This is a genomic window from Streptomyces sp. NPDC053427 (assembly GCF_044544985.1).
Lineage (GTDB): Bacteria > Actinomycetota > Actinomycetes > Streptomycetales > Streptomycetaceae > Streptomyces.
In genome coordinates this window covers 685,730-711,265 of sequence record NZ_JBITYA010000004.1, presented here as the reverse complement: position 1 = coordinate 711,265, position 25,536 = coordinate 685,730, and the positions used below count along the sequence as shown (strand labels likewise).

The 25,536-nt window shown below is 69.7% G+C and carries 22 protein-coding genes and 2 rRNA genes; 10 read left to right on the top strand and 14 right to left on the bottom strand.

The genetic code is table 11. The features are described from left to right. Both ACIGWZ_RS14975 and rrf read left to right on the top strand, forming a co-directional pair. A 23S ribosomal RNA gene (locus tag ACIGWZ_RS14975) occupies positions 1 to 144 on the top strand; the annotation flags it as partial. Between the two features lie 77 nt (positions 145 to 221). Beyond that, a 5S ribosomal RNA gene (gene rrf / locus ACIGWZ_RS14970) occupies positions 222 to 338 on the top strand. 450 nt (positions 339 to 788) lie between these two features. Here rrf and ACIGWZ_RS14965 read toward each other — a convergent pair. The 7 genes from ACIGWZ_RS14965 to ACIGWZ_RS14935 all read right to left on the bottom strand — a co-directional run bounded on the left by ACIGWZ_RS14965 (position 789) and on the right by ACIGWZ_RS14935 (position 9,146). After that, the gene (locus ACIGWZ_RS14965) at positions 789 to 2,480 is read right to left on the bottom strand and encodes a type IV secretory system conjugative DNA transfer family protein (protein ID WP_400064396.1); all 1,692 of its coding nucleotides are present in this window, start codon (positions 2,478 to 2,480) and stop codon (positions 789 to 791) included. Continuing rightward, on the bottom strand, positions 2,477 to 3,946 hold the full coding sequence (locus ACIGWZ_RS14960; protein ID WP_400064479.1) for an ATP/GTP-binding protein: 1,470 nt from the start codon (positions 3,944 to 3,946) through the stop codon (positions 2,477 to 2,479). The genes ACIGWZ_RS14965 and ACIGWZ_RS14960 overlap by 4 nt, the downstream gene beginning before the upstream one ends. Before the next feature lie 37 nt (positions 3,947 to 3,983). After that, positions 3,984 to 5,546, bottom strand: a complete 1,563-nt coding sequence (locus tag ACIGWZ_RS14955) for an SCO6880 family protein (RefSeq protein ID WP_400064394.1) — start codon at positions 5,544 to 5,546, stop codon at positions 3,984 to 3,986. Next, complete coding sequence (locus ACIGWZ_RS14950) at positions 5,543 to 6,865, bottom strand: hypothetical protein (protein ID WP_400064393.1); 1,323 nt, start codon at positions 6,863 to 6,865, stop codon at positions 5,543 to 5,545. Before ACIGWZ_RS14950 ends, ACIGWZ_RS14955 begins: the two co-directional genes overlap by 4 nt. Continuing rightward, on the bottom strand, positions 6,855 to 7,700 hold the full coding sequence (locus tag ACIGWZ_RS14945; RefSeq protein WP_400064391.1) for a hypothetical protein: 846 nt from the start codon (positions 7,698 to 7,700) through the stop codon (positions 6,855 to 6,857). The genes ACIGWZ_RS14950 and ACIGWZ_RS14945 overlap by 11 nt, the downstream gene beginning before the upstream one ends. A 478-nt stretch (positions 7,701 to 8,178) precedes the next feature. Further along, positions 8,179 to 8,487 carry a hypothetical protein gene (locus tag ACIGWZ_RS14940; RefSeq protein ID WP_400064477.1) on the bottom strand — a complete coding sequence of 103 codons (309 nt, stop codon included), beginning with the start codon at positions 8,485 to 8,487 and terminating at the stop codon, positions 8,179 to 8,181. 494 nt (positions 8,488 to 8,981) lie between these two features. Next, entirely contained in the window at positions 8,982 to 9,146 is a 165-nt protein-coding gene (locus ACIGWZ_RS14935) for a hypothetical protein (protein WP_400064389.1), read from the bottom strand. A gap of 489 nt (positions 9,147 to 9,635) precedes the next feature. On the opposite strand from ACIGWZ_RS14935, the gene ACIGWZ_RS14930 reads away from it, so the two are divergent. Both ACIGWZ_RS14930 and ACIGWZ_RS14925 read left to right on the top strand, forming a co-directional pair. Continuing rightward, positions 9,636 to 10,640, top strand: coding sequence for an NlpC/P60 family protein (locus ACIGWZ_RS14930; RefSeq protein ID WP_400064388.1), 1,005 nt, complete (start codon positions 9,636 to 9,638; stop codon positions 10,638 to 10,640). A 244-nt stretch (positions 10,641 to 10,884) separates the two neighbouring features. Next, positions 10,885 to 11,643 (top strand): phosphatase PAP2 family protein, encoded by a 759-nt coding sequence (locus tag ACIGWZ_RS14925; protein WP_400064475.1) that lies wholly within the window; start codon positions 10,885 to 10,887, stop codon positions 11,641 to 11,643. 72 nt (positions 11,644 to 11,715) lie between these two features. Here the strand turns inward: ACIGWZ_RS14925 and ACIGWZ_RS14920 are convergent, their stop codons facing one another. Both ACIGWZ_RS14920 and ACIGWZ_RS14915 read right to left on the bottom strand, forming a co-directional pair. Further along, a complete protein-coding gene (locus ACIGWZ_RS14920; RefSeq protein WP_400064386.1) occupies positions 11,716 to 13,329 on the bottom strand; it encodes an FAD-binding oxidoreductase in 1,614 nt (537 codons plus the stop codon). Positions 13,330 to 13,595: 266 nt separating this feature from the next. Then, on the bottom strand, positions 13,596 to 13,769 hold the full coding sequence (locus tag ACIGWZ_RS14915; RefSeq protein ID WP_400064384.1) for a hypothetical protein: 174 nt from the start codon (positions 13,767 to 13,769) through the stop codon (positions 13,596 to 13,598). Between the two features lie 116 nt (positions 13,770 to 13,885). Between ACIGWZ_RS14915 and ACIGWZ_RS14910 the strand changes: the two genes are divergently transcribed. Both ACIGWZ_RS14910 and ACIGWZ_RS14905 read left to right on the top strand, forming a co-directional pair. Next, positions 13,886 to 14,740, top strand: a complete 855-nt coding sequence (locus tag ACIGWZ_RS14910; protein ID WP_400064382.1) for a hypothetical protein — start codon at positions 13,886 to 13,888, stop codon at positions 14,738 to 14,740. Between the two features lie 143 nt (positions 14,741 to 14,883). Next, positions 14,884 to 15,126, top strand: a complete 243-nt coding sequence (locus ACIGWZ_RS14905) for a hypothetical protein (RefSeq protein ID WP_400064380.1) — start codon at positions 14,884 to 14,886, stop codon at positions 15,124 to 15,126. A 32-nt stretch (positions 15,127 to 15,158) separates the two neighbouring features. Here the strand turns inward: ACIGWZ_RS14905 and ACIGWZ_RS14900 are convergent, their stop codons facing one another. Further along, positions 15,159 to 15,548 (bottom strand): metal-sensitive transcriptional regulator, encoded by a 390-nt coding sequence (locus tag ACIGWZ_RS14900; protein ID WP_400064378.1) that lies wholly within the window; start codon positions 15,546 to 15,548, stop codon positions 15,159 to 15,161. A 209-nt stretch (positions 15,549 to 15,757) separates the two neighbouring features. Here ACIGWZ_RS14900 and ACIGWZ_RS14895 point away from each other — a divergent pair, with 209 nt between their 5' ends. Next, entirely contained in the window at positions 15,758 to 16,378 is a 621-nt protein-coding gene (locus ACIGWZ_RS14895; protein ID WP_129246676.1) for a DUF47 domain-containing protein, read from the top strand. A gap of 9 nt (positions 16,379 to 16,387) precedes the next feature. Next, positions 16,388 to 17,386, top strand: a complete 999-nt coding sequence (locus ACIGWZ_RS14890) for an anion permease (protein WP_400064375.1) — start codon at positions 16,388 to 16,390, stop codon at positions 17,384 to 17,386. A gap of 126 nt (positions 17,387 to 17,512) precedes the next feature. Here the strand turns inward: ACIGWZ_RS14890 and pstB are convergent, their stop codons facing one another. The 4 genes from pstB to pstS all read right to left on the bottom strand — a co-directional run bounded on the left by pstB (position 17,513) and on the right by pstS (position 21,710). Next, complete coding sequence (pstB, locus tag ACIGWZ_RS14885; RefSeq protein ID WP_400064373.1) at positions 17,513 to 18,289, bottom strand: phosphate ABC transporter ATP-binding protein PstB; 777 nt, start codon at positions 18,287 to 18,289, stop codon at positions 17,513 to 17,515. Between the two features lie 52 nt (positions 18,290 to 18,341). Further along, entirely contained in the window at positions 18,342 to 19,421 is a 1,080-nt protein-coding gene (gene pstA / locus ACIGWZ_RS14880; protein ID WP_400064372.1) for a phosphate ABC transporter permease PstA, read from the bottom strand. Continuing rightward, positions 19,418 to 20,413 (bottom strand): phosphate ABC transporter permease subunit PstC, encoded by a 996-nt coding sequence (pstC, locus tag ACIGWZ_RS14875; protein ID WP_400064371.1) that lies wholly within the window; start codon positions 20,411 to 20,413, stop codon positions 19,418 to 19,420. Before pstC ends, pstA begins: the two co-directional genes overlap by 4 nt. 172 nt (positions 20,414 to 20,585) lie before the next feature. Next, a complete protein-coding gene (pstS, locus tag ACIGWZ_RS14870) occupies positions 20,586 to 21,710 on the bottom strand; it encodes a phosphate ABC transporter substrate-binding protein PstS (RefSeq protein ID WP_400064369.1) in 1,125 nt (374 codons plus the stop codon). An 840-nt stretch (positions 21,711 to 22,550) separates the two neighbouring features. Here pstS and ACIGWZ_RS14865 point away from each other — a divergent pair. Together ACIGWZ_RS14865 and ACIGWZ_RS14860 are read left to right on the top strand one after the other, a co-directional pair. Beyond that, positions 22,551 to 23,651 (top strand): NlpC/P60 family protein, encoded by a 1,101-nt coding sequence (locus ACIGWZ_RS14865; RefSeq protein WP_400064367.1) that lies wholly within the window; start codon positions 22,551 to 22,553, stop codon positions 23,649 to 23,651. 477 nt (positions 23,652 to 24,128) lie between these two features. Further along, entirely contained in the window at positions 24,129 to 25,490 is a 1,362-nt protein-coding gene (locus tag ACIGWZ_RS14860; protein WP_400064366.1) for a PP2C family protein-serine/threonine phosphatase, read from the top strand. Positions 25,491 to 25,536: the final 46 nt, after the last annotated feature.

Here is a 25,536-nt window from a genome sequence, read left to right as displayed (position 1 = left end):
AGCGGGAAGCCTGCTTCGAGATGAGTACTCCCACCCCCTTTGAGGGGTTAAGGCTCCCAGTAGACGACTGGGTTGATAGGCCAGATATGGAAGCCCGGTAACGGGTGGAGTTGACTGGTACTAATAGGCCGAGGGCTTGTCCTCAGTTGCTCGCGTCCACTGTGTAGGTTCTGAAGTAACGACCGTTTGAGCTGTGCTCCGGTTGGTTAACTTCATAGTGTTTCGGTGGTCATTGCGTTAGGGAAACGCCCGGTTACATTTCGAACCCGGAAGCTAAGCCTTTCAGCGCCGATGGTACTGCAGGGGGGACCCTGTGGGAGAGTAGGACGCCGCCGAACAAATTTTGAAAAAGCCTCATTCCCCGAGTTTTCACTCGGGGAATGAGGCTTTTTTGCGTTGTGGCCGGTTAATGGTTGGCATGCCAGGTGAGAGTCAGAAGGGCGGTCGCGATAGTCGGGGCGGCCAGGCGGATGGGCTTGTGGGGAGGAAGAGCGCGGCGGCGCATGCGTAGGGGAGTCCTGAGCAGGAGTACGGGGCCGGGGAGGTTGGGGGGATCTCTTGCCAGGAGGCGGCTATCAGGGCGGTGCCGCCGGCTGTGCCGATGCCGTAGACACCGAGGGTCCAGCGGAGGAGGCCGGGGCGGGCGCTGGGGAGCGGCTGGATCGTACGGGCCGCGCGGCCGAGGGAGGCCAGCAGGAGAAGGCCGGCGAGGACCGTGAGGGTGAATGCGGCGGGCCAGCCGGTGCTCCTGTTCGGCCAGTCCGATAAGGGGCGGTGGCTGTTTCGGGTCAGGCCTGCAAGGGGCGGAGTGGCCAGCGTGCCTGGGCCTGTTCCTGGGAGCGCATGGTGGCCAGGGTCAGCAGGCCGCGCGTGTGGCCGGACTCGAGGAGGTCGGGGAGCGTCGGCAGCGGGGCGAGCGCAGCGATGTCGTCCAGGACCAGGGTGAGTGGTGGGTCGAGCCGACCGTCAGATGACCGTTCGGCCATGCGGCGGCCGTGCTCGACCACGTGCGAGAGGAGTGCGGTGAGCAGGGGCATCGCACCCGGGTTGGTACGCGGGTCCTCGATGGGTTCGCCTACCACGTAGAGCGTTCCCCCCTCATCGACGAATGATTCGAGAATGAGCGAATCCGCTCGGGGAGGATTGCAGGCGTCGCGGATGTGGATGGAGGAGAGGGTGGCCAGCGCGCGGCCGATCAATTCCTTGGCCATTTCGCGGCGTTCGGCGTGTGCAGTGAGGACGGACTCCAGCTCGCCGGCTTGGCCGGCGGATGCCTTGGGGCTGGTGCGCAGGATGCGTACGGGTTCCTGTGCGGCGCCTGTGGCGTGGGCCCAGCGGTGTAGTTGGCGGAACGGACGACCGTCCACGGCGGCGGCGTGCAGCCAGCAGCGCAGCAGGGTCTGGGCGGCGTCTGCGACGGCCGAGTCCAGGGTGCTCGTGGGGCGCACGGGGGCCAGGAGGGCGGCGGCGCGGGTGGTGGCGGTCGTGATGTCCTCGCAGCCGGCGGTGGGTGACCAGCGCAGCCGGGCCGGGGTGTCGAGGCGGTGGGTGGGGTCGTAGGTCAGCAGGGGGCCGAGTTTGGCGCGGGCGTCCTTGGTCTCGGTCCAGAGGGCGGGGTCGGTGGTGGCGACGATCAGCGGGCCCTCGGCGGAGGTGATGGCGGCGGCCGCGGTGGTGCGTGCGGCGGTGCGGTCGGTGCCGAAGTGGAGGTGGGGGAGGGGCGGTGAGGACGGGCTCGCGGTCGCTGGTGCTGGTGCGGTGGTGGGGTTAATGACTTCGGGCGGCGTGGCCAGGGCGGTTGCGTTCACCTGTTCGGGTGATTCGAGCGGTTTGGTGGCGATAGGGGAATTGGGTGCGGGTGTCGGGCGTTGGGCGGGGTGAAGGTCGTTGGCGGGTGGGGTGGTGAGGCCGGCCGCGGCGGGGGGCTTCTGGAGGGAAGCGGGGGGTGGTTCAGGTGCGGGGGAAAGTGCCGTGTCGTGGGTGCAGGGGGCGGTTGTTGCGGCCTGGAATTGGGGCTCGGCCGCCGCCGGATCGCTGCTGGACGACGCGCGGGTGGCTTGGCGGCGTGCGGCGCGTACGGCGCGATAGCGGGTGACCGTTCCGAGCGTGAAGATCGTCAGGACGAGCAGCACCATCAGTTCGCCGATGAGGATGCCCCAGAACAGGCCGTAACCGGAGAGCTGGCCCTTGGGGGTGTGGGGCCAGGCTGCGGCGAGGTCGTGCGGGGCGGCGACGAGGTGGCGCAGGGCGATGGGGGTGCCGGGGTAGCTGACGCCGTGTGGCCAGGATCCGTGGGCCAGCAGGCCGGCCAGGCCGGTTGCCGTCCAGACCAGCAGCGTCAGGCCGAGAAGGAAGAGGAGCAGCCCTATGAGCAGGGCGTCGGGGACGCCGCGCTCGCGGTCGCGAGCGTTCCTGCCGTCGTGGTCGTCCCGCCTGCTGTATCTGCCGTGGCCTCGCTCCGGCTCGTATCCGCGTGTCACGCCACCGTCTCGCTCGACTCGTCTCTCCACTGCCGTTCCATCGCCAAGGCTTCGGCGCGTGCTTCGGCCTCGGCGTCCGCCGCCGCTTCGAGGGCGCGTGCCTCGTCCGTGGGCATCACGGAGGCCTCGGTCATCGCCCGGTCGGTGTAGACGAGCGGGCGCTCGGCCTCGGTGATGAGGTGTTTGACGACCTGGACGTTGCCGTTGACATCCCAGACCGCGATGCCGGGGGTGAGGGTCGGGATGATCTCGACGGCCCAGCGGGGCAGGCCCAGGACTTGGCCGGTGGCGCGTGCCTCGTCGGCTTTCTGGGCGTAGACGGTGCGGGTCGAGGCCATCTTGAGGATTGCCGCGGCCTCCTTGGCGGCCGCGCCGTCGACCACGTCGCTGAGGTGGTGGACGACGGCTACGAAGGACAGGCCGAGCCGTCGGCCGAACTTGAGCAGACGCTGGAAGAGCTGGGCGACGAAGGGGGAGTTGATGATGTGCCAGGCCTCCTCGACCAGGAAGATGCGTTTCTTCCGGTCGGGACGGATCCAGGTGTGCTCCAGCCATACGCCGACGATCGCCATCAGGATGGGCATGGCGATGGAGTTGCGGTCGATATGGGAGAGGTCGAAGACGATCAGCGGCGAGTCCAGGTCGATGCCCGCGCTCGTCGGGCCGTCGAACATGCCGCGCAGGTCGCCGTCGACGAGGCGGTCCAGGACCAGCGCCACGTCCAGGCCCCAGGCCCGTACATCGTCTATATCGACGTTCATGGCCTCGGCGGATTCCGCCTGTGGGTGGCGCAGTTGCTCGACGATGTCGGTCAGGACGGGCTGGCGGTTGGTGGGGGTCTTGTTGCCCTGACTGCCTTCGGTGGTGTCCGTGGGGCCGAAGTCGTTGAGTACGGCCGCGTGCGCCACCTTGAGGGCGAAGCCGGAGCGTTCGTCCAGGCCGTGCCCCATCGCGACCTCGATGATCGTGCGGAGCAGGGCGAGCTGGCCGGTGGTGGTGATGGAGGGGTCGAGGGGGTTGAGGCGGATGCCGCCGTTGAGGGCGGCGGTGGGGTCCAGGCGGATGGGTGTTATTCCCAGCTCCTGGGCGATGAGGTTCCATTCGCCGACGCCGTCCTCGCCCTGGGCGTCGAGGACGACGACTTGCCGGTCGCGGAAGCGCAGCTGGCGCAGGACGTACGTCTTCTCCAAGGCGGACTTGCCGTTGCCGGATTCGCCGAGGACCAGCCAGTGGGGGGCCGGGAGCTGCTGTCCGTACAGCTGGAAGGGGTCGTAGATATAGCCCTTGCCGCTGTAGACCTCGCGGCCGATGATCACGCCGGAGTCGCCGAGCCCTGGGGCGGCCGTGGGCAGGTAGACGGCCTGGGCCTGGCCGGTGGAGGTGCGTACGGGCAGCCGTGTCGTCTCCACCTTCCCGAACAGGAAGCTGGTGAATGCGTCGGTGAGGGCACCGAGCGGGTCGAGCATGGCCATGACGTACGCGCCTCCCAGCGGCTTAGCGGCGTTAGCGGCGGATCCCGGTCGCGAACGGCAGGGTGTTGACGAACGCCCGGTGGTGCTCGCGGTCGCACCACTCCAGCTTGAGGTAGGACTTGCCGGCGGAGGCGCGGATGGTGCGCTTGTCGCGGGCGAGTGCTTCGGGGGAGCGGGAGGAGACGGTGATGTAGCCGACGAGGTTGACGCCCGCGGCACCGGACGCCAGGTCCTCGCCGCGCTGGTCGACGCGGCCGTGGTGGGCGACATCGCGCGGGTCGACGACGCGGTTCATCTTGGCGGCGCGGCTGGCTTCGGCATCGTCGTTCGTCTTCTCCGTCAGCATCCGCTCGATGGCGACCTCGGTGGGCTCGAGGTCCATGCAGACGGCGACCGTACGGATGACGTCCGGGGTGTGCACCAGGAGGGGCGCGAGGAAGTTGACGCCTACCGGGGTCAGCGGCCACTCCTTGACCCAGGCGGTGGAGTGGCACCAGGGCGCGCGGGTCGTCGACTCGCGGGTCTTGGCCTGGAGATACGTCGGCTCGGTGGCGTCCAGCTCGGCCGGCCAGGCGTTGCGCTTGCTCATGGCCTGGATGTGGTCGATGGGGTGGTCCGGGTCGTACATGGAGTGCACGAGGGAGGCGAGGCGGCCCTGGCCGAGGGGCTGGCGTACGCGGATGTCCGCCTCCGCCAGGCGGGCGCAGATGTCGGTGAGCTCGCGGGCCATGACGACGGCGAGGCCGGCGTCGCGGTCCAGCTTCTTGCCGAAGAGACCGCCGCGCGTGGTGCGGGCGGCGCGCGCCATGGTGTGTGCCTCGGTGGCCAGTTCGCGGGTGTAGTGCATGCAGGCGACGAGGTAGGCGCGGTGCTGCTCGGAGGAGGTGGAGACCATCGACTGGAGCTGGTCGTAGGACTCCTGGAGCCAATGGGGGGAGCTCTTGTCGCCGCGCTGGGCGACGTCCTTGGCGTGCGCGTCCGGGTCGGCGGGCAGTGTACGGGCCAGGATCTGCAGGCGGGTGACGAAGCCGTCCCCGTTGGCGACGTGCTTGAGCAGCGTCCCGAAGCGGTCGACGAGGGCCTCCTGGTCCTCGCTGTCGCGCAGGCCGACGCCCGGCCCCTCGATCTCGATGGCGGCCGTCACCGTCCTGCGGTCCGCGTGCAGCAGTACGGCGATCTCGTCGGGGCCGAACGGGGCGGCCAGCCAGTTGATCCGGCCGATGCCGGGCGGCGGGCCGATCTCGATCTCCCGCCCGTCGAAGCGGGTGCCTGCCTCGGCGGCGCCGGAGCGATAGGCGGCGTTGTTGCGGACCGTACGGCGGTAGCTGCGGTTGATCTCGAACCACTTGTAGAACGTGCGGCCCTTGTACGGGACGTAGACGGCGGCGAGGCCGAGCATGGGGAAGCCGGTGAGGGTGACGATCCGCAGCGGGAGTACGGGCACCAGGAGGCCGCACATCATGCCGAGGAACGCGCCCGCGATGATCAGTGCGATCTCGCCGGTCTCGCGGTTCTTGCCGACGATCGCGTTGGGCCGGGCGCGGCCGATCAGATACGTGCGCCGGGGTGCGATCGGGTGGGACTGCGCGCTCAACGCCCATCACCTCCTGCTGTCTTGCCAGTGCGGGCGCTGGTGCTCGGACCGGGGTTGTTCGTACGGGGAGCGGGGGTCGAGGCCCGGCCGCCACCGGAGCGCGTGCTGTGCGCGGCGACGCCGCCGGCCACGGCGTCGGCCGGCCGGGACTGGCCGCCCTGTGGGGACTGCCCGCCCTGGTTGCCGCCGTCGCCGGACTTGCGGGTGCTGTGCGTCTTGATGCCCTGGGAGACGAGGGCGGCGGGGGAGCTGATGACGGCGGCCGCCTTGTTCTCGGCGCCCTGCATGAGCCGGTTGTTGCGGGAATTGGCGATCTCGTCGCCGAAGCCCGGGACGAAGCGGTAGATCACGGCGCTGGCGAAGATGGCCAGGAGGATGATCGCGAGGCCGGAGACGACGGCGGAGAAGGCGTTGGGGCCCTTGTCGGAGGAGAGCGCGCCGGCGATGCCGAGCACTATCACGATGACCGGTTTCACCATGATCACCGCGATCATGATGCCGGCCCAGCGGCGGACGTGCGCCCACATGTTCTTGTCGACCAGCCCGGCGTAGACGACGGTGCCGAGCAGCGCGCCGACGTACAGCAGCGCGGCGCGGATGACCAGCTCCAGCCAGAGCACACCGGCGGCGAGGACGGAGACCAGTGACACCACGATCAGCATGATCGGGCCGCCGCCGATGTCGGTCCCCTTGGTGAGCGCCGCCGAGAACGCGCCGAAGAAGGTGTCGGTCTGGGCGCCTGTGCCCTTCGCGATGATCTCGGTGACGCCGTCGGTCGCCGAGACGACCGTGTAGAGGATGAGCGGGGTGAAGGCGGAGGCGAGCACCGTCAGCCAGAGGAAGCCGACCGCTTCGCTGATCGCCTCCGTCAGCCGTACGCCGCGGACGGCGCGCTTGGCGACGGCGAGCAGCCACAGGACGAGGGTGAGGACGGTGGAGGCGGCGAAGACGACCGCGTACTGGCGCAGGAAGGCGGCGTTGGTGAAGTCGACCTGGGAGGTGGCCTTCACGGCTTCGGAGAGCTTGGTGACGATCCAGGCGGCGGCTTTGGCGCAGCCCTTGGCGAGGGAGGTGAGGGGGTCGAGGGGGTTGTTGTCGAGGCTTCCGCCCGGATCGGGGGCGCTACCACCGCCACCGCCACCCGTGCTGCGCTCTTCGCAGAGCTCTTTGGCCTTGCCCGTCAGCAGATCGCAGGCGCCTTCACTCGGCTTGGGCGAGGGAGCCGCAAATGCGCGAGCCGAGAGGATCACCAATGCCGCCTGCAGACTGGCCAGCACCGAGCCAACGGCCAGGGCACGGCGCCGGTTGTTACCTCGCATAGGTGAAGCCTCCGAACCCTTGGACGGCCTTGGACATTTCGCCGGCCGTCGCAGCGGTCTGGTCGCTCCCGATGGGAGCCGGCCCGGCCTTCTGCTTGATGTTGGCGACCTTCCAGTCGCCATTCGACCACTGCAGCTGCATCGTGGACGTGTACCAGTTCTCCGAGACCGGGTTCTGGGAGCCCTGGCCCGCGATGCCGAACAAGAGGGAGTACCAGACCTCGACCTTCGCGGTACCGCCCTTGAACTGCGTGGTCTTGGTGCCCACCGGGTTTGCCCGCGACACAAACGTCGTACCGCGAGGTGCGTTGCCGTCCGCCTTGAGGCCGGCACTGGCGAGGAACTTTGGGTCCGTGTAGAGCTTGCGCAGGCTCTCCTTGCGGGCTGTGGCCACGGAGGAGGCGTATACGGTGTCGAGGATGACGTCACGCTGGTCCGAGTCGTACATACCGCTGCTGTCGAGCGCCACCGCATAATTAGCCGCCGCCGACTGCGCCCCCTGTTCCGTCTTGGCGAAGCCCGTGGCGATGTCGCCGTTCTTGCCGGTGACGGGCTTGGTGCCGGTGGGGGCCGTGGGCTGGGTGTCGGAGCTCTTGGGGGAGTCGGCGGAGGGGGAGTCGCTGCTGGTGTCGCCGCTGCGGTTGGCGAAGGCGATGGCCGCGATCAGCAGGACGACCACGCCGACGCCCGTGACGAGGTTGCGGCTGGACAGGCTGGCTCGGGGTCGTCGTCCCGTGCCGTAGCCGTCGCCTCCGCTGTCGGGAAGCCTTGTGCGGGTCTGGCCCGTCTCGGGGCCGCGGTCGCCGCCGTAGCCGCCGTCATCACTGAGACTCATCGCGCCTGTGCCCCCTCTGCCGCCGTCGCCGTCCGTGCTGTTGTTGTGCCGCCCTCATATGACCGTAGCCGCGTGGGCGGCGGCTCGGGCGAAGTGGTACGAGTACATCTCACGGTGACGATTCCTCAGATGCTGGGCGGCAGAGGCGAATGGGGGACTCTGGGGCATTTACGCCCATTGCCTGTTCCGCGCCTGTCGTGGCCTTCTTCCCTCCGGAAGCACCTGTCCCCGCGCAACGGCCCGCCCAATCGGCCCGCTGGTGGCAGGGGTGGCGCAGGCGTGAAGGGGCGGGTGTCGAGCCGGGGTGAGGGGGCGTCAGCATGTGGCCTCGACAGGGGAGGTGGGGCCAGTGGGGGCAAGTGGGGGCACGGGCGGCGGAGAGGTGGCGGGCGGGGGCGCACGGGGGCGGCACCGGGACGGGTGCGTGCCGGGGTGTGCGGTGGGGGGCGGAGGCTATGGAGGGGCGGGGCTTGTGGCCCTAGACCGCCATGCCGTAGACGATGGTGAAGAGCGTCCCCAGTGATCCGATGATGAAGACGCCGGTCAGGCCGGCGACGATCAGACCCTTGCCCTGTTCGGCGCTGAAGGTGTCGCGCAGCGCGGTGGCGCCGATGCGCTGCTTGGCCGCGCCCCAGATGGCGATGCCGAGGCACAGCAGGATCGCGATCGCCATGACGACTTCGACCATCACGCGGGCTTCGTTGCCCAGGCTCCCGAACGGCCCCCAGTCCGGGGCGATTCCGCCGATGATGGTGGTGATGTCGCCCTTTTCGGCCGCAAGGAACATGTTTGACATGTGTGCCATGTGTGAACTCACCGCCCTTTATGGGTAGTTGTGTGCCTGCGCCCGGACGGCACAGTCAGCCTCTATCTTCGCCGACAAAGGCGCCGTCAGAAGTCGACTTGGCGGCTTTCTTTGAAGGATCCGGTGGGAGGGGTGTGTGCGTGGGCACTCACACCGTCCACTGAGCCCATTAGTCTCACTGTGTGTATCACGGTCGATAACGCTGAGCAATGATCATCGCGGGGGCGGCGGTCGACCGGTCGCGCCCGGTCGCTCTCGCAGTCCGGTTCGGTCTCGGAGCCCCGCGAAGTGGTCGAACTCACCGGTCTTTACGCCGAGCATGAAGGCGTCCCGGTCGACTCTATGGGGCCGGGGGCGTGGGCCGGGCGGGCCATGCGTGGGTTTCGGCCGTTGGGCGGGCCGCTGGGCGGCGTGGTGAGGTTCGCGGCGGCTCGTACGGGAGCGGGGCTCGCCGGAGCCCGTCGGGGCGAGGGGGCCTACTTCGGGGCGTGGGAGACGGCGAAGATCATGACGAGCGCTACGAGGTGGATGGCGAACAGGAAATAGCCGACGCGCCACCACAGGTGGCGGCTCATCTGCTTCGGGTTGTTCTGGTCCATGGGGCGCGTCCCGTCTTCGGTGTCCTCGGAAGTGTCGCGCATCGGGTGGGGAGCGGGCGAACGGGTGGGGAGCGGCCGGCGGCCGGGCGGCATGGGCCGGGACGGCCGGCGGGTTGCCGAAGGGTGCCGTGCCGGCCGCGCGCGGTGGCACGGCGAGGGGATCGGTGGCCCGGCGCACCGCATGAGCGAGATCCGTAGCGGCCCGCGAGGCCGACGTCTCCGGGGTGCTCTCCGGTTTTCGCGGGATCGACGTCGACGGGTGCGCGACCGGTGGTCGGCTCGATGCCGGTGCGACCAGTGGGGTCGGCAACTCCTGGTGGGCGGCGGAGCAGTGGTAGGTGCGAGGGGGCACGGGGCGGTGGCGGCCGCGGGTTCGCCGTCCGAGGGCCGCTCGCCGTGGGACCGGCGGCTCCGTGGCGCGTCCTGTGTGTGCCCCGACCCGAGCGCCCCCGCGCCCCCCGTGCGGCCGTAAATCGCGCGTAGGTGCGTAAAAAACCCGTGAACCCGGCCCGGATGGGGGAGGGTTGTGGGGTGCGGAAATTCTGGGTTGCGGGTGGGGTCGGGCTGGGGCTGATGCTCTGCCTGGTGGGGTTGTTGGTGGTGGGGACGTATTCGGCGGCGGCCGGGCTGGCGGGGGCCGGGGCGCGGGCGGTCGGGCTGGCCAAGGGGGCGGTGCCGGCTGCGTATCAGTCGTTGGTGCAGAAGTGGGGGACGCTCTGCCCGGCGATCAGTCCTGCGCTGCTGGCGGCGCAGCTCTACCAGGAGAGCGGATGGAACCCCAGGGCGCAGAGTCCCGCCGCCGCACAGGGCATGGCGCAGTTCATTCCGGGGACGTGGCAGACGCACGGGGTGGACGGGAACGGGGACGGGAAGCGGGACGTATGGGATCCGGAGGATGCGATTCCGTCGGCGGCTTCCTACGACTGCGACTTGGCGAAGTATGTGAAGGGGGCGTCGGGGAACGCCACGCACAACATGCTCGCCGCCTACAACGCGGGGGCGTACCGGGTGATCCAGTACGACGGGGTGCCGCCGTACCGCGAGACGCAGAACTATGTGAAGACGATCACGACGCTGGCGAAGAGCTTCGAGGCGCCGACCGGGCCGGTGGCGTCGTCCAAGCAGGCCGCGGCCGCCATTTACTACGCCCAGCAGAAGCTGGGGACGAGGTACCTGTGGGGCGGGACGGGGACGGCCGCGCAGGGCGGGCGGTTCGACTGTTCCGGGCTGACCCAGGCGGCGTACCACTCGGTGGGCATCGAGCTGCCGCGCGTGGCCAATGACCAGTGGAACGCCGGGCCGCATCCGGGGCGGGCGGAGCTGCTGCCGGGGGATCTGGTGTTCTTCGCGTACGACTTGAAGGATCCCCGGTCGATTCATCACGTGGGGATCTATGTGGGCGGTGGCTACATGATCAATGCGCCGTACACCGGGGCCGTGATCCGGTTCGACAAGATCGATACGCCGGATTACATCGGGGCGACCCGGGTCACCTCGGATGGCGCGAAAGCGCTGCCGCGGTCCGGTGCTGCGTGACGATGGAGGGCGGAGCGGGCCCGGATTCGGGCCCTGAACTGCGGTGATGAGTCAAGCTTCGATAACGTCCTGGTGATCATCCGGTAGCGAGTGGAACGCCGGAGGGGGGCACCACGTTTCCCTTGCGTGGGGACGTATGGACGTATCCGGGTGGACGCACGGAACGCGGCAGACGCTCGACGATCACGGGGGCCGGCAGCACACACAGGCGCTCGCGCGCGTGAAAGGTAAGGGGTCGCGGCAGATGGCTGGACTCGCACTGGAGGGGCCGAACCCCGATGTCGACGTGCTCGACGGCATCAACGGCCTTGCGAAGGGTGCCCCCCACTGGGTCAACAAGGCCATGGAGTACATCGGCGAGTACGGCATCATCGCCGCGCTCGCGGTGCTGTGTCTGATCGCGTGGTGGGGTGCCCGGCGCAAGCCCGATGCGCCCGCCGCCATCGCCGGGTTCGTCTGGGCGCCCCTGGCGGCCGGGATCGCGCTGCTGGCCAATATCCCGATCCGGGCGTTCGTGGAGCGGCCGCGGCCGTTCAAGGACCACGCCGGGCTGGAAGTGCTGATTCCGAGCAAGAGCGATTACTCGTTCGTGAGTGATCATGCGACGTTGACGATGGCGGTCGGCGTCGGGCTGTTCGTCGCCAGCCGGAAGTACGGGCTGATCGGGATCGTGCTGGCGCTGGCGGAGGGGTTCTGCCGCGTGTACATGGGGGTGCACTACCCGACGGACGTGGTGGGCGGGTTTGCGCTGGGGACGGCCGTGGCGCTGCTGCTCGCGCCGGTCGCGCAGGCGTTGCTGGTGCCGCTGATGACGGCGATCGGGCGGTCGCGGGCCGGGTGGATCGCATGGTGGGTGCGGGCGCCGGGCGGCCGGACGCAGGCCGCTGCCGGTGCGGGCGGCCGTGCGGAGCTCGACGCCGATGGCGAGCGGATGGTGTCTGCCGGCTCGGCGGTGCCGACGCGGCGCCGGGACCGTGACCGCGACAAGGATCTGGCGGCCTGACGCGCCGTACCCGGAGAGACGAAGACGGCCCGGCCCCTCTGCCAGAGGGGCCGGGCCGTCGCCGTACGTGGCTCAGAGCGCCTGCGGGAAGGTGCTGAACAGTCGCTGCGGGTCGTAGCTCTGCTTGACCTTGGCGAGGCGGTCGGCGGCCGGGCCGTAGTAGGCGGACTTCCAGTCGGTCAGGGCCGGGTCCGTGTAGTTCTGGTAGGCGGCGCCGGAGGAATGGCGGCGCATGGCGGCATGGAAGGAATTCAGCCATGCGGTGCGGGAGTCCGGCGAGCCGGTGGACGGCCAGGACGTCAAGTACTGGGCGAGGAAGCGGGATCCGCGGTGGACGAAGGCGGTGTCGGTGCGGCCGACGCGGTTGATCGCGCCGCCCAGTGCCGTCAGGGCGACATTGCCGGCGACGCCCTTGCGGCCGCCGCTCTCTATCTGGGCCATCAGGGTCTGGATGCCGGCCGTGGAGAGCGCGCGGTCGAAGAAGTGGGAGCGGGCGGCGTAGGTCTCGCGGCCCAGTTGGCCGTCGCCGGTGCGGCCGGGGAGGGTGCCCGGCATATGGCACTGTGCGGTGGTTTTGGAGGAGCAGCCGGCGTAGGACTCCATCGCGTCCAGGTAGCCGGTCGGGGTGAGGCGGACGGTGGTGGCGGGGCCGGGGCCGCCGGGCTGGTCGGCGAGCTTGTCGACGGCGTTCTGCAGGTCGCGGTAGCTGCCCAGGGAGAAGGCGGCGACGGAGACGGCGGGGGTGCCGCCGGGGCGGGCGTCGAGATGGCAGGCGGACCATATCTCGTCGGCCTGCGTCGGGCCCCACTTCTGCCAGGACGCCACGACCTTCGCCGCCTTGGCCCATGGCCAGGTCATGTATGCCATCACCGCGCGCGGCGCCGGATGCGTACGGAAGCGGAGCTCGGTGACCACGCCGAAGTTGCCGTTGCCCGCGCCGCGCAGCGCCCAGAAGAGGTCGGCGTGGTGGGACGCGTCGCAGTCGATTTTCTTGCCGTCGGCCGTGACGACGGTGGCGCCCACGAGGCTGTCGCAGGTCAGGCCGTACGCGCGGGAGACCACGCCATGGCCGCCGCCGAGGGTGAGGCCGGATATGCCGACGGTGGGGCAGGAGCCGCCGGGGACCGTCACGCCGTGTGGGGCCAGGCCTTCGTAGACGTCTATGAGCTTGGCGCCGGCGCCGATGCGGGTGATGCCGCCGGACGGCGCGCCGACCTTGGAGAGGGCGGAGACGTCGATGATGAGCTTGCCGTTGCCGCTGGACCAGCCGGCGTAGGAGTGGCCGCCGCTGCGGATGGCGACCGGGGCGTCGTAGCGGCGGGCGAAGGCCAGGCATGCGGCGATGTCGGACGGGTGCGCGACGTAGGCGATGGCCGAGGGCTTGAGGCTGTCGTAGCGGGTGTTGTAGAGGCGGCGGGCCGTTGCGTACGCGGCGTCGGAGGCCTGTATCAGCTTGCCGTCCAGGCTCTTGCCGAGGGCGGTCCAGGAGGACGCGGTGGCCCGGTTCTTGGTGACGGCTGCGGGGGCGGAGGCCGCGTTCGTCTGGGCGCCGCCGGCTCCGGTCGCCGCTGTCGTGGCGGAGGACGCCGCGTCCGGCTTGCCCGTTGTGGTGTTGCAGCCGGTGGCCCAGGCGACCGAGGTCGCCGCGAGTCCGCCGCCCGTCTGCAGGAGTGTGCGCCGCTTCACTGGGATGTGTCCCCCTCGATGTGTTCGGTCGGGCCCGTCCGCCGATGGCCCGGCGGGTGGACACGGGGTGCGTAGGGGAAGCGGGCCGCCGGACGGCGGCGCATAACGGATGCATGCCGCTGTGTCCGGAATTCGGCGGTGCCGTCCGGCGCTTGTTGCCCCGCGGTGTTGCGTTATGACCGTGAAGTCCGTTGCCGCTCGGTGCTGTCGCTTCCCTTATTACCCAGATGCGGTGCGGGCGTTGGGGGTTCCCGTGGTGGACCGGGTCATTCCGCGGAGCGGTTCGCGTCGCTTTCGGAGGCGGCCTTGTGCCGCTCGGCGTCCGTACGCGCCTGGGAGCGTGCGCGGCGGGCCGGACCCCGCCAGCCGCAGTCGCAGCGGGCGTAGCAGAAGGAACCGCTTTCGGCGGTGGAGGTCGCGTGCGGGGTCGGGTCGGGCACCCGGACACGCTACGCGCCTCCAGGGGGGCTGCGTGACGGGCCCCCGGTATTGGTCGTTGAACGGAGCGGTCGGCACAGGCCGTCCCGAACACAGCGGCCGAGGGGGCTCGTACGCGATGGTGGTGCAGGACAGACGAGGCGGCGCGGTCGCCATGGCCGTGGTGTGCGGGACGGGTCTGGCCGTTGGGCTGCTGGCGACGGGCTGTTCTCCCGACGGTGCGGCGGCCGACGACCAGGCGCCCCGCGGCCGGGCCGCCGCCTCCGAGGTCCGGCGCAGCGCCGATGTGCTGGTCCGGGCCGGCTCCGCCAGGGTCCGTACGGCGATGGAGACCGCGAGCGGCGGTACCCGCGTCGCCATCCGGGGCATCGGGGCCTATGACTTCCGCGCGAACAGCGGGCGGCTGCGGGTGCTGCTGCCGGACCCGGCGGGGCGGCCCGGCGAGGGGCATCAGCCGATCACCGAGATCCTGGCGCCCGGTGCGCTGTTCATGAAGAATCGCGGGGCCGGGGTGCCGGCCGACAAGTGGGTGCGGGTGGCGACCGCCTCGCTGGACGACGGGAATCTGGTCACCGGCGGCGCGACCGATCCGCTGGCCGCCGCCGAACTGCTGCGGGGCGCGCGGGAGGTGACGTACCGGGGGGACGAGCGGCTCGGGGGCGTCAGGGTGCGGCACTATCGCGGCACGACGGACATCGGGGTGGCCGCGCGGGCGGCGTCGGGGCGCAGCAGGCCGGCGCTGGTCGCGGCGCAGAAAGGGTTCACCACGGCGGTGGTGCCGTTCGACGCCTATCTGGATCGTGCGGGTCGGCTGCGCAAGGTGCGCCAGCGGTTCCAGTTCGCCAATGGTGCGCCCAAGGGGGCGTCGGTGACCTCCACCACCGAGCTGTCCGGCTTCGGCAGGAAGGCCGCGGTGCGGTTGCCGGAGGGGCGCGACATCTACGCAGGGAAGATCGCCTCCGCTACGCCGTAAGGGAACGGCCGGGCGGGGCGGCATCTGCCCGGGGCGTTTGCCGGATGGCGGAAATGGTCCATCCGTGCCATGCGCGGAGCGTGCGGCCGTCTCTACGCTGGGCGGTAACCACCAGAGGCGTGGGAAGGCGCTCGAAGGAGGAGGTGGGGTACGTGGCTGCGCACCGCCATCCGACGGTTCAGGACCACGTAGCCCTTGTCGAGATCGACCTGACTGGTGAGTTGATGATCGCGGCCGCGGCCGCCACGGGGGATCGGCTCAGCCCGGACCGTATCGACGAGGTGCTGGACGTGGACGGGGAGGAAGCTGACGGCGCGGAGCCGGGGGCACCGGATGCCACGGGGCCGGGGGCACCGGACACCGGCGCGCCGGCGAGACGCGCCTAGGGGGCGCTTTTCCCAGGGCCTGCCGGCCACCGTCAGGTGCGCAGCATCCGCTCGATGGCCTTGGTCGCTTCCTGGACCTTGGCGTCGATGGCGTCGGGGCCCTTGACGGCGGCGTCGGCGACGCAATGCCGCAGGTGCTCCTCGAGGAGCTGGAGGGCGAAGGACTGCAGGCCCTTGGTGCTCGCCGAGACCTGGGTGAGTATGTCGATGCAGTAGACGTCTTCCTCTAGCATCCGCTGCAGGCCGCGGATCTGGCCCTCGATGCGGCGCAGGCGCTTGATGTGGGCGTCCTTCTGCTTGGCGTAGCCGTGGATGCCGCGATCGTGGTCGGTCACCGTGTCAGGGTCGGTTTTCGGCTGCGGGGCGGGGTTGGCCGCGGCGGCTGCGGCGGTGCCGTTGGTGTCGGCGTCCGTGGTCGTCATGGCCGTCTCCCGTGGTATCTCGACGTTCCGTATACAGGCGATCCGTATACCCCTGGTGGGTATATTGTACCGAACTTTGCGGGCACCGGCGGTACCCCGTGCAGAGCATGGTGCCCGATGGGCGACACTGAAGGAATGCCGGTTAGCTGTGGCTGGATGATGCGCCTAGCATCAACTCGACCGAATCCGATGCACCCCGAGGATTTCACGTGCGCTTTCGTCTGACCCCCAGGGAGACGAGCTTCTACGACATGTTCGCCGCCTCCGCGGACAACATCGTCACGGGCTCCAAGCTCCTGATGGAACTGCTCGGGGCGGACGCCTCCGCGCGGGCAGAGATCGCCGAGCGGATGCGGGCGGCGGAGCACGCCGGGGACGACGCGACGCACGCGATCTTCCACCAGCTCAACTCCTCCTTCATCACGCCGTTCGACCGCGAGGACATCTACAACCTCGCCTCGTCGCTCGACGACATCATGGACTTCATGGAGGAGGCCGTCGATCTTGTCGTGCTGTACAAGGTCGAGGAGCTGCCCAAGGGCATCGACCAGCAGATCGAGGTGCTGGCGCGGGCGGCGGAGCTGACCGCCGAGGCGATGCCCAATCTGCGCACGATGTCCAACCTCACCGAGTACTGGATCGAGGTCAACCGCCTCGAGAACCAGGCCGACCAGATCCACCGCAAGCTGCTCGCGCACCTCTTCAACGGCAAGTACGACGCCATCGAGGTGCTCAAGCTCAAGCAGATCGTGGACATCCTGGAGGAGGCGGCGGACGCCTTCGAGCACGTCGCCAACACCGTCGAGACCATCGCGGTAAAGGAATCCTGAGCCCCGGCCATGGATACCTTCGCGCTTGTCGTGACCATTGCGGTCGCGCTCGGTTTTACGTACACCAACGGCTTCCACGACTCGGCGAACGCGATCGCGACCTCGGTCTCGACGCGGGCGCTGACCCCGCGGGCGGCGCTCGCGATGGCCGCCGTGATGAATCTCGCAGGTGCTTTTCTGGGCAGCGGGGTCGCCAAGACGGTCAGCGAGGGGCTGATCGCCACGCCACAGGGCAACAAGGGGATGGGCATCCTCTTCGCGGCGCTGCTCGGCGCGGTGGTCTGGAACCTCGTCACCTGGTACTTCGGCCTGCCGTCGTCGTCCTCGCATGCGCTGTTCGGCGGCATGGTCGGCGCGGCGCTGGCCGGTGGCACGACGGTGATCTGGTCCGGGGTGATCGAGAAGGTCGTCCTGCCCATGTTCATCTCGCCGGTGATCGGCCTGGTGCTGGGCTATCTGGTGATGGTCGCGATCCTGTGGCTGTTCCGTAAGTCCAACCCGCACAAGGCCAAGCGCGGCTTCCGCATAGCGCAGACCGTCTCGGCCGCGGGCATGGCGCTCGGCCACGGTCTGCAGGACGCCCAGAAGACCATGGGTGTCGTGGTGATGGCCCTGGTCATCGCCGATGTCGAGGACGCCGACGACGCCATCCCGATCTGGGTCAAGCTGGCCTGTGCGATCACCCTCTCGCTCGGTACGTACGCGGGTGGCTGGCGGATCATGCGTACGCTCGGCCGCCGGATCATCGAGCTGGACCCGCCGCAGGGCTTCGCCGCGGAGACCACGGCCGCCTCGGTCATGTACACCGCGTCCTTCATGTTCCACGCGCCGATCTCCACGACCCACGTCATCACGGCCGGGATCATGGGCGTCGGCTCCACCAAGGGCTCGCGCGCGGTGCGCTGGGGCGTGGCCAAGAACATCGTGATGGGCTGGTTCATCACCATGCCGGCGGCGGCGGGTGTCGCGGCGCTGGCGTACTGGCTCATCCAGCTGGCGTTCGCGTAGCGCACGGCAGCGGACAAGCAATGGGCCCGCCCCCCGGGAAGAGGGGCGGGCCCTTCGTCTTGCGGTGGCACCGCCATGCAGCACCGCAGGACGCTCAGGGGGCGTCGGCCGGGACCGGATCCGGTCCTAGCCGAAGCGGCCGGAGATGTAGTCCTCGGTGGCCTGCACCGACGGGTTGGAGAAGATCCGCTCGGTCTCGTCGATCTCGATCAGCTTGCCGGGCTTGCCGACCGCCGCGAGGTTGAAGAAGGCCGTACGGTCCGAGACGCGGGCGGCCTGCTGCATGTTGTGCGTCACGATGACGATCGTGAAGCGCTCCTTGAGCTGGCCGATCAGGTCCTCGATGGCGAGGGTGGAGATCGGGTCGAGGGCGGAGCAGGGCTCGTCCATGAGCAGGACCTGCGGCTCCACGGCGATCGCGCGGGCGATGCACAGGCGCTGCTGCTGGCCGCCGGACAGGCCCGAGCCGGGCTTGTTCAGGCGGTCCTTGACCTCGTTCCAGAGGTTGGCGCCCTTGAGGGACTTCTCGACGATGTCCTTGAGCTCGGACTTCTTGTAGGAGCCGTTCAGCCGCAGGCCGGCCGCCACATTGTCGAAGATCGACATCGTGGGGAACGGGTTGGGGCGCTGGAAGACCATGCCGACGGTGCGGCGGACGGCGACCGGGTCGACGCCGGAGCCGTAGAGGTTCTCGTCGTCCAGCATCACCTTGCCCTCGACGCGGCCGCCGGGGGTGACCTCGTGCATGCGGTTCAGGGTGCGCAGGAAGGTGGACTTGCCGCAGCCGGACGGGCCGATGAAGGCGGTCACCGAGCGCGGCTCGACGGTCATGGAGATGTCGTCGATGGCCTTGTGGCTGCCGTAGAAGGCGGAGAGGCCGCTGACGTCGATTCGCTTGGCCATGGGGATCACTGCTTCTTTCGCGGGGGTATGTCTGGTCGCTGGGTTGGCCGCGTCAGCGACCGGACTTGGGGGCCTTCCAGCGGGCGATGCCGCGGGCCACCAGGTTGAGGATCATGACGAAGGCGATGAGCACCAGCGCCGCGGCCCAAGCGCGGTCGTAGGAGGCATCGGAGCCCTGCTGCCACTGCTGGAACACATACAGCGGAAGCGACTGCTGGGCGCCTTCGAAGGGGTTGTTGTTGATCGTCTTCGCGCCCCACACCAGGAGCAGCACCGGGGCGGTTTCACCGGTGATGCGGGCGATGGCAAGCATCACGCCGGTGGTGATCCCGCCGAGGGAGGTGGGGAGGACGACCTTGAGGATGGTGCGCCACTTGGGGACGCCCAGGGCGAGGGACGCCTCGCGCAGCTCGTTCGGGACGAGCTTGAGCATCTCCTCGGTGGAGCGCACGACGACCGGCACCATCAGGATCGCCAGGGACATCGCGCCGGCGAAGCCGGACGGGCCGAAGCCGAGGATCAGGATCCAGACGGAGAGGATGAACAGGCCGGCCACGATGGACGGGATGCCGGTCATCACGTCGACGAAGAAGGTGACGACCTTGGCGAGCTTGCCGCGTCCGTACTCGACGAGATAGATCGCGGTGAGCAGGCCGATCGGCGCGGCGATCAGGGTCGCCAGGCCCACCTGCTCCAGGGTGCCGATGATCGCGTGGTAGATACCGCCGCCGGGCAGCGCGTCCGGCAGGGTGCCCATCGAGTGGGAGAGGAAGTAGACGTCCAGGACCTTGATGCCGCGGGCGACCGTCTCCCACAGGAGGGAGGCGAGCGGGATGACGGCGAGCAGGAAGGCGACCCAGACCAGGCAGGTGGCCAGCCGGTCCTTGGCCTGCCGGCCGCCTTCGACGGCCGCGGCCAGGACGTACGTACCGAGGACGAAGAGCAGGGCGGCGATCAGGCCCCACTGGACGGTGCTGTCCAGTCCGGCGGCCAGGCCGATGCCACAGCCCGCACCGGCCGCGACCAGCGCGAGGACCGGCGGGGTCCAGCGGGGCAGCCGGGCCTGCTTGAGGGAGACGGGGAGCGGGGAGGAGCCGTCGGCGACCGGACGGCGGTCGGTCACGGTGGTCATGCGGCGGCTCCCGAGTACTCCTTGCGGCGGGCGATGATCAGGCGGGCCGCGCCGTTGACGAGCAGCGTGATCACGAAGAGGACGAGGCCGGAGGCGATCAGGGCGTCCTGGCCGAATTCATCGGCCTCGCTGAACTTGCTGGCGATGTTCTGGGCGAACGTGCCGCCGCCCGGGTCCAGCAGGCTGGTGTTGATGAGGAAGCTGGGGGAGAGGACCGTGGCGACGGCCATCGTCTCGCCGAGCGCGCGGCCCAGGCCCAGCATGGAGGCGCTGATCACGCCGGAGCGGCCGAAGGGGAGTACGGACATCCGGATGACTTCCCAGCGGGTGGCGCCCAGTGCGAGGGCGGCCTCCTCGTGCATCCTCGGGGCCTGGAGGAAGACCTCGCGGCTGACGCTGGTCACGATCGGCAGGATCATGATCGCGAGCAGGATGCCGACGGTGAACAGCGAGCGGGCGGCGCCGTCGGAGTAGCTGAAGATGCCGGTCCAGCCGAGGTAGTCGTCCAGCCAGCTGTAGAGGCCGCTCAGATGCGGTACGAGGAACAGCGCGCCCCACAGGCCGTAGACGATGCTGGGCACCGCGGCGAGCAGGTCGATGACGTAGCCGAGCGGCGAGGCCAGCTTGCGCGGGGCGTAGTGCGAGATGAACAGCGCGATGCCGACCGCCACCGGGACCGCGATGACCATCGCGATCACGGAGCTGACGACCGTGCCGAAGGCCAGGACGGCGATGCCGAACTTCGGCTCCAGGCCGCTGGCGTTCCAGTCGAGGGTGGTGAAGAAGTTGGCCTTGTCGCCGGAGATGGCGAGCACGGACCGGTAGGTGAGGAAGGCGGCGATGGCCGCCATGATCGCCAGGAGGGCGATACCGGAGCCCCGGGAGAGCCCGAGGAAGATCCGGTCACCGGGGCGGACCGACTTGCCGGATATGGAGGCGGCGTCGTTCCCCGGCGGCGGTGGCGTATCGGTTTGGGTAGCTGTTGAGTCCATGATTTCTCCGGTCTGCGGAGCCGGTGGGAGAGGGTCCTCCGGCTCCTGGCGCGGCGGTGCACCGGACGGGGGGGGGGGGGGGGGGGGGGGGGGGGGGGGCGGGGGGGGGGGGGGGGGGGGGCCGGGGGGGGGGGGGGCGGCCGGGGGGGCCCCCCCCCCCCCGCCCGGTGGGTCAGGAGAGCGTGGCGACGGTCTTGCGGACCTTGTCGGCGATCTCGGTGGGCAGCGGGGCGTAGCCGAGCGCCTTGAGGGCGTTCTGGCCGTCCTTGCTGGAGACGTAGGTCAGGAAGGACTTGGTGGCGGGCAGGGTGTCGGCCTTGTTGCCCTTGTCGCAGGCGATCTCGTACGTCACCAGGGTGATCGGGTACGCGCCCTCGGCCTTGGTGGTGTAGTTGAGCTTCAGGGCCAGGTCGTTGCCCTCGCCGGCCGGCTTGGCCTCGGAGATCGCCTTGGAGGCGTTGTCGACGGTGGCGTCGACCGGGGTCTTGGCGCCGGTGTTCAGCTTGACCGTCGGGATCTTGCCGGAGGTGGCGTAGGACAGCTCGAAGTACGAGATCGCGCCGCTGGTCTGCTTGACCTGCGAGGAGACGCCGGAGGAGCCGGAGGCCGCCTGGCCGCCCTCGCCCTCCCACTTCTTGGCGGGCTCGTGCTTCCAGTCGCCGGGGGCGGCGGCCTTGAGGTACTTGGTGAAGTTGTCCGTCGTACCCGAGTCGTCGGAGCGGTGGAACGCCTGGATCTTGAGGTCCGGGAGCTTGGCGCCCGGGTTCAGCTTCTTGATCGCCGCGTCGTTCCACTTGGTGATCTTCGAGTCGAAGATCTTGGCCAGGGTGGGCGCGTCCAGGACGAGGTTGTCGACGCCGGGGACGTTGTAGCCGACCGCGATCGGGCCGCCGACCATCGGGAGGTCGATCGCCTGGCCGCCCTTGCAGACCTTCTTCGACTTGGCGATCTCCTCGGGCTTGAGCGCCGAGTCGGAGCCCGCGAAGGCGGTCTGGCCCTGGAGGAAGGTGGTGACGCCCGCGCCGGAGCCGGTGGGCTGGTAGTTGATCTCGGTGCCCTTGCAGGCGCCGGCGTAGTTCTGGACCCAGACGTCCATGGCGTTCTTCTGCGCGGAGGAGCCGGACGCGAGCAGCTTGCCCTTGCCCTCGCACTTGATGTTCGCGGCCTTGGCGGCACCGCCACCACCGCTGGAGCCGCTGGTGTCGTCGGAGCCGCACGCCGTCAGGGCCAGGGCACCGGAGACGGCGAGAGCGCCAACGGCGAGGGCGCGAACCCGGTTCTTGCGCTGAAGCTTCACTGTCGAGAGTTCCTTCCTGGGGCGCGCCGCTTCGTCGGCGTGCTGGGGAGCTATGAGGGTGAGGTGACCAGCGCTACTTCCAGCGTCGGTCCACCGCGTCGCGCTTGCCATGTGGGCGTGGCGCGCACTCGGTAGGGCCGAAATTAGGCAGATCAGGTGAAGCGACCGATGGAGGGGAGTGAACGCAAGGTGAACCTCGGCCATCAGATGGGGGTGGGCGCCGGGGTGTGTCCGAAAACGTTCGGTCATTACGGCATAGGGCCGTCCTGCGCCATCGCGGCACACCGGGCGGGCCGGATGTCCAGGGGTGGCGTACGGCCGGGGTCAGGGGTCCGAGGATCGGGGTCTGCGGTCCGGGGTCCGCGGCTTCGCCGGGGGTGGGGTCGGTGGTGCCGCGGCGGCGAGGTGGGCCGTGCCGGGCGCCGGCCGCCAGGGGCGTCCGCCCCGTATGCCTCCGGTGGGCGGCATTTCCCCCCGCCCCTTGTTTTCTGTTTCTCCTCGGCCGGGCGCATGGGCTTCGCGTCGACCGGCAATGGGCTTTCCGCCCGCGGCGGGGGCTTTATCGGCGAGACCGTCCGGTGCGGGGAGGGCAATGGAAAGGGATCGACCCATTCCGTTCTGTGGTGTGCCGCTTCCGCGTCCCGCCGGCCGTGGGTCGGCGCGGAACGGCCCGTCGCTCTGTTGAATTACCGGCAGGTATGGCAGCATCCGCGCGGGAGATGAACACGCGAATCGGTGCGGAACGACCGGAGGTGGCTGGTGGGGAGCCAGGGGGCACGGCAGGGCGTTCGGGACGTACGGGGCAACTGGGGCCGGGGCGTTGTGCGGGGTGGCCGGGTCGTGGCCTGCACGGCGGTGGTCCTGTGCGCGACGGGGCTGCTGGGCGGAACGGCGACCGCGGCGTACGCGGATCCCAAGCCGGGGGAGAAGCGGGACGCGCAGCAGGGGGCGGAGCGCGGACGGGATTCCGCCGAGGCGTCCCTCAAACACCTCGAGGACGTACGGAAGAAGATCGACGACCTCTATCGCAAGGCGGAGAAGGCCACCGACGCCTATAACGGCGCCAAGGAACAGGTCGAGCTCCAGCAGAAAGAGATCGTCAAGCTGGCCCGGAACATCGACCGTACCCAGCAAAGGCTGGCCGACCTCAAGCGCCAGGCGGGCGCGTTGGCCAGTGCCCAGTACCGCGGCGGCGGAATGCCCTCCGAGGCCAAGCTGATGTTGGGCGCCGACTCCGGTGCATTTCTCGACGACGCCACCCTGGTCCGTAAGGCGCAGCAGGCCGCCAAGGGCGTGATCACTCAACTGTCCCGGACCAAGGGCGAGTTGGAGGGGTATTCGCAGGCCGCGACGGACCGCTGGGAGCGGCTCGAGGCGAACCGTAAGAAGAAGGAAAGCGCGCGGCGGGATATCAAGAAAAAGATCGAGGCGGCGAAGAAGCTCGAATCCCGGCTGGCCGCCAAGGAAAAGGACCGGCTGAAGAAGCTGGAGGACGAGCGGGCGTTCCTCACGCAGCAGAAATGGCTCGACTCCGGCGTGCTCGAGGAGATCAGCAACAAGGCCTCCCGCTTCGGCAAAAGGGCGATCTCGTTCGCCACGGAGCAGATCGGCAAGGACTATGTATGGGGCGCCGAAGGGCCGGACACTTTTGACTGCTCCGGGCTGACCCTGCGCGCATGGCAGGCCGGCGGCACGACGATTCCGCGGACCTCACAGGAGCAGTGGCGGCAGCTGCACCGGGTAGCGATCAAGGACATGCGGCCCGGTGACCTCATCATCTACTTCTCGGACGCCAGCCATGTCGGGATGTACATCGGCGACGGCGCGATCGTGCACGCCCCACGGCCGGGCCGGCAGGTGACGATCACCGGGGCGGGCTCGATGCCGATCCTGGGCGTCGTACGGCCGGATGCCGAATCCGACCGGGGGGCGGACCGGTAGCGGCGGCGGCGAGCGGCAGAAAACGCCGGCATAAGCCGAGCGAAGTCGGGACAGGCGCCGAGGGAAGTCGGAGAAGTCGATGCGGCCGGGGGAACGGGAACGCCCTTACCGCTGTCGACGGCCATATGGCCGATAGGCCCCCCGCCTCGTGACCTGGGCCACTCGGTGAATGACCGGATTGATCGGTATCGGCCGGATAGCGGCGGGTAACCGCACACGGTCAGGATTCGGTCAGGCGGGGTGATATTCGTCATTCCGCTTTCCTCCCTCCCCGCGTCACATCGCAGATGAGATGCCGAATATGACATTGGCCGAATGCCGTCGGCCATTCCATACCGCTCGGACATGGCGCTATGGTCGCCTCTCAGTGCCCGGTAGCGCCTCGCTCATGTGACCGAAGAGCGGTGCGGACCAGGGCACGGTGGCGCGTCGCTCGGCGCATCGCCGCACCCTCGGGGGGAGGGAAGGAACTGAGGAATGCCCGTACCCGTGCCGCACCAGCGGACGGCCGTGCTGCCACACCAGGCAGGACCGGTGGATGACGCCTGCGCGGATGCCGCGCAGGAGGCCGTCGCACCGGTGGCGGGCGATGCCTTCCTCCAGGACACCGGCGTCCCGGTGCTGGACGAGGATCCGGCTTCGGGTCACGGTGCACTGCCCCAGGGCCTGACCCTGCTCCTCATCGGCGAGGACCCCAACAGCCCCGTCCCCGACATGTGGGACTGGGCGGGCCGCCGGGTCCGGCTGCGCACCGCCCGTAACCTCACCGAGGCCGAGCGGCTGCTCACCGACGATGTGCACTGCATCCTGCTCGACCTGGCACCGCCCGAGCACACCGAGTGCGATGCGGCCGACGCCGACTGCCCCGGTGACGAGCTCGGCGCGCTGCGCGAGGTGCTGCGGATGGCGCCCGCGCAGGCCGTGCTGGTGCTCACCTCCGAGACGGACGCGGAGCGGGCCGCCGATGCGGTACGCGTCGGGGCCCAGGACTATCTCTTCCGCGACGAGCTGGACGGCGCCGTGCTCAGCCGCGCCGTGCGCTACGCCGTCGAACGCAAACGTGCCGACCTGGCCCAACGCCAGCTGACCGAGTCGCGGATGCTCGCCCAGGAGAACGCCCGCCTCGAACGCGGCCTTCTGCCGACCCCCCTCCTCGACGGCTCCGATCTGCGGTTCGCCGCCTGCTACCGCCCCGGCCGCAGCCGCGCGCTGCTCGGCGGCGACTTCTACGACACCGTCCGCACCCCGGACGGCACCGTTCACGCCATGATCGGCGACGTCTGCGGCCACGGCCCCGACGAGGCCGCCCTCGGCGTCGAACTGCGCATCGCCTGGCGGGCGCTGACCTTCGCCGGCCTGTGCGGCGACGAGCTGCTCTCCACGCTCCAGAAGGTGCTGGAGCACGAGCGCTCCGACGACGAGATCTTCGCCACCCTGTGCACCGTCGACATCTCCCCCGACGGCCGCCGCGCGGGCCTGTGCCTGGCCGGCCACCCCGCGCCGCTGCTGGCCCGCGCGGGGCGGCCGCCGCGCCTGCTCCCGTACGAATTCGGCGGCCCGGCGCTCGGCCTGCTGCCCAACGCCCGCTGGCCGCGCCGGCAGGTCGAGCTGGGCGGTTCCTGGAGCCTGATGATGTACACCGACGGCCTGATCGAGGGCCGGATCGGCGAGGGGAACCAGCGCCTGGGCCAGGACGGCATGACCGAACTGGTCAGCCGCCAGATGGCGGCCGGCCTGCGCGGCGAGGAGCTGCTGGACGCCTCCGTGCGGGAGGTACGCGATCTCAACGGCGGCGAGCTGACGGACGACGTGGCCGTGCTGCTGCTGGACCGGCGGTAGGACTGCCGGACCGGCGGTAGGAGCGCCGGACCGCCGGTGGGGCCGG

Excerpts from the sequence above, each read along its gene's own strand:
- ACIGWZ_RS14890 (WP_400064375.1), top strand. The coding sequence starts at position 16,388 with ATGGATACCTTCGCGCTTGTCGTGACCATTGCGGTCGCGCTCGGTTTT.
- pstC (WP_400064371.1), bottom strand. The coding sequence starts at position 20,413 with ATGGACTCAACAGCTACCCAAACCGATACGCCACCGCCGCCGGGGAAC.
- ACIGWZ_RS14860 (WP_400064366.1), top strand. The coding sequence starts at position 24,129 with ATGCCCGTACCCGTGCCGCACCAGCGGACGGCCGTGCTGCCACACCAG.
- ACIGWZ_RS14910 (WP_400064382.1), top strand. The coding sequence starts at position 13,886 with ATGGTGGTGCAGGACAGACGAGGCGGCGCGGTCGCCATGGCCGTGGTG.
- ACIGWZ_RS14945 (WP_400064391.1), bottom strand. The coding sequence starts at position 7,700 with ATGAGTCTCAGTGATGACGGCGGCTACGGCGGCGACCGCGGCCCCGAG.
- ACIGWZ_RS14900 (WP_400064378.1), bottom strand. The coding sequence starts at position 15,548 with ATGACGACCACGGACGCCGACACCAACGGCACCGCCGCAGCCGCCGCG.
- ACIGWZ_RS14925 (WP_400064475.1), top strand. The coding sequence starts at position 10,885 with ATGGCTGGACTCGCACTGGAGGGGCCGAACCCCGATGTCGACGTGCTC.
- pstB (WP_400064373.1), bottom strand. The coding sequence starts at position 18,289 with ATGGCCAAGCGAATCGACGTCAGCGGCCTCTCCGCCTTCTACGGCAGC.
- ACIGWZ_RS14960 (WP_400064479.1), bottom strand. The coding sequence starts at position 3,946 with ATGCTCGACCCGCTCGGTGCCCTCACCGACGCATTCACCAGCTTCCTG.
- ACIGWZ_RS14950 (WP_400064393.1), bottom strand. The coding sequence starts at position 6,865 with ATGCGAGGTAACAACCGGCGCCGTGCCCTGGCCGTTGGCTCGGTGCTG.
- ACIGWZ_RS14940 (WP_400064477.1), bottom strand. The coding sequence starts at position 8,487 with ATGTTCCTTGCGGCCGAAAAGGGCGACATCACCACCATCATCGGCGGA.
- ACIGWZ_RS14935 (WP_400064389.1), bottom strand. The coding sequence starts at position 9,146 with ATGCGCGACACTTCCGAGGACACCGAAGACGGGACGCGCCCCATGGAC.
- pstA (WP_400064372.1), bottom strand. The coding sequence starts at position 19,421 with ATGACCACCGTGACCGACCGCCGTCCGGTCGCCGACGGCTCCTCCCCG.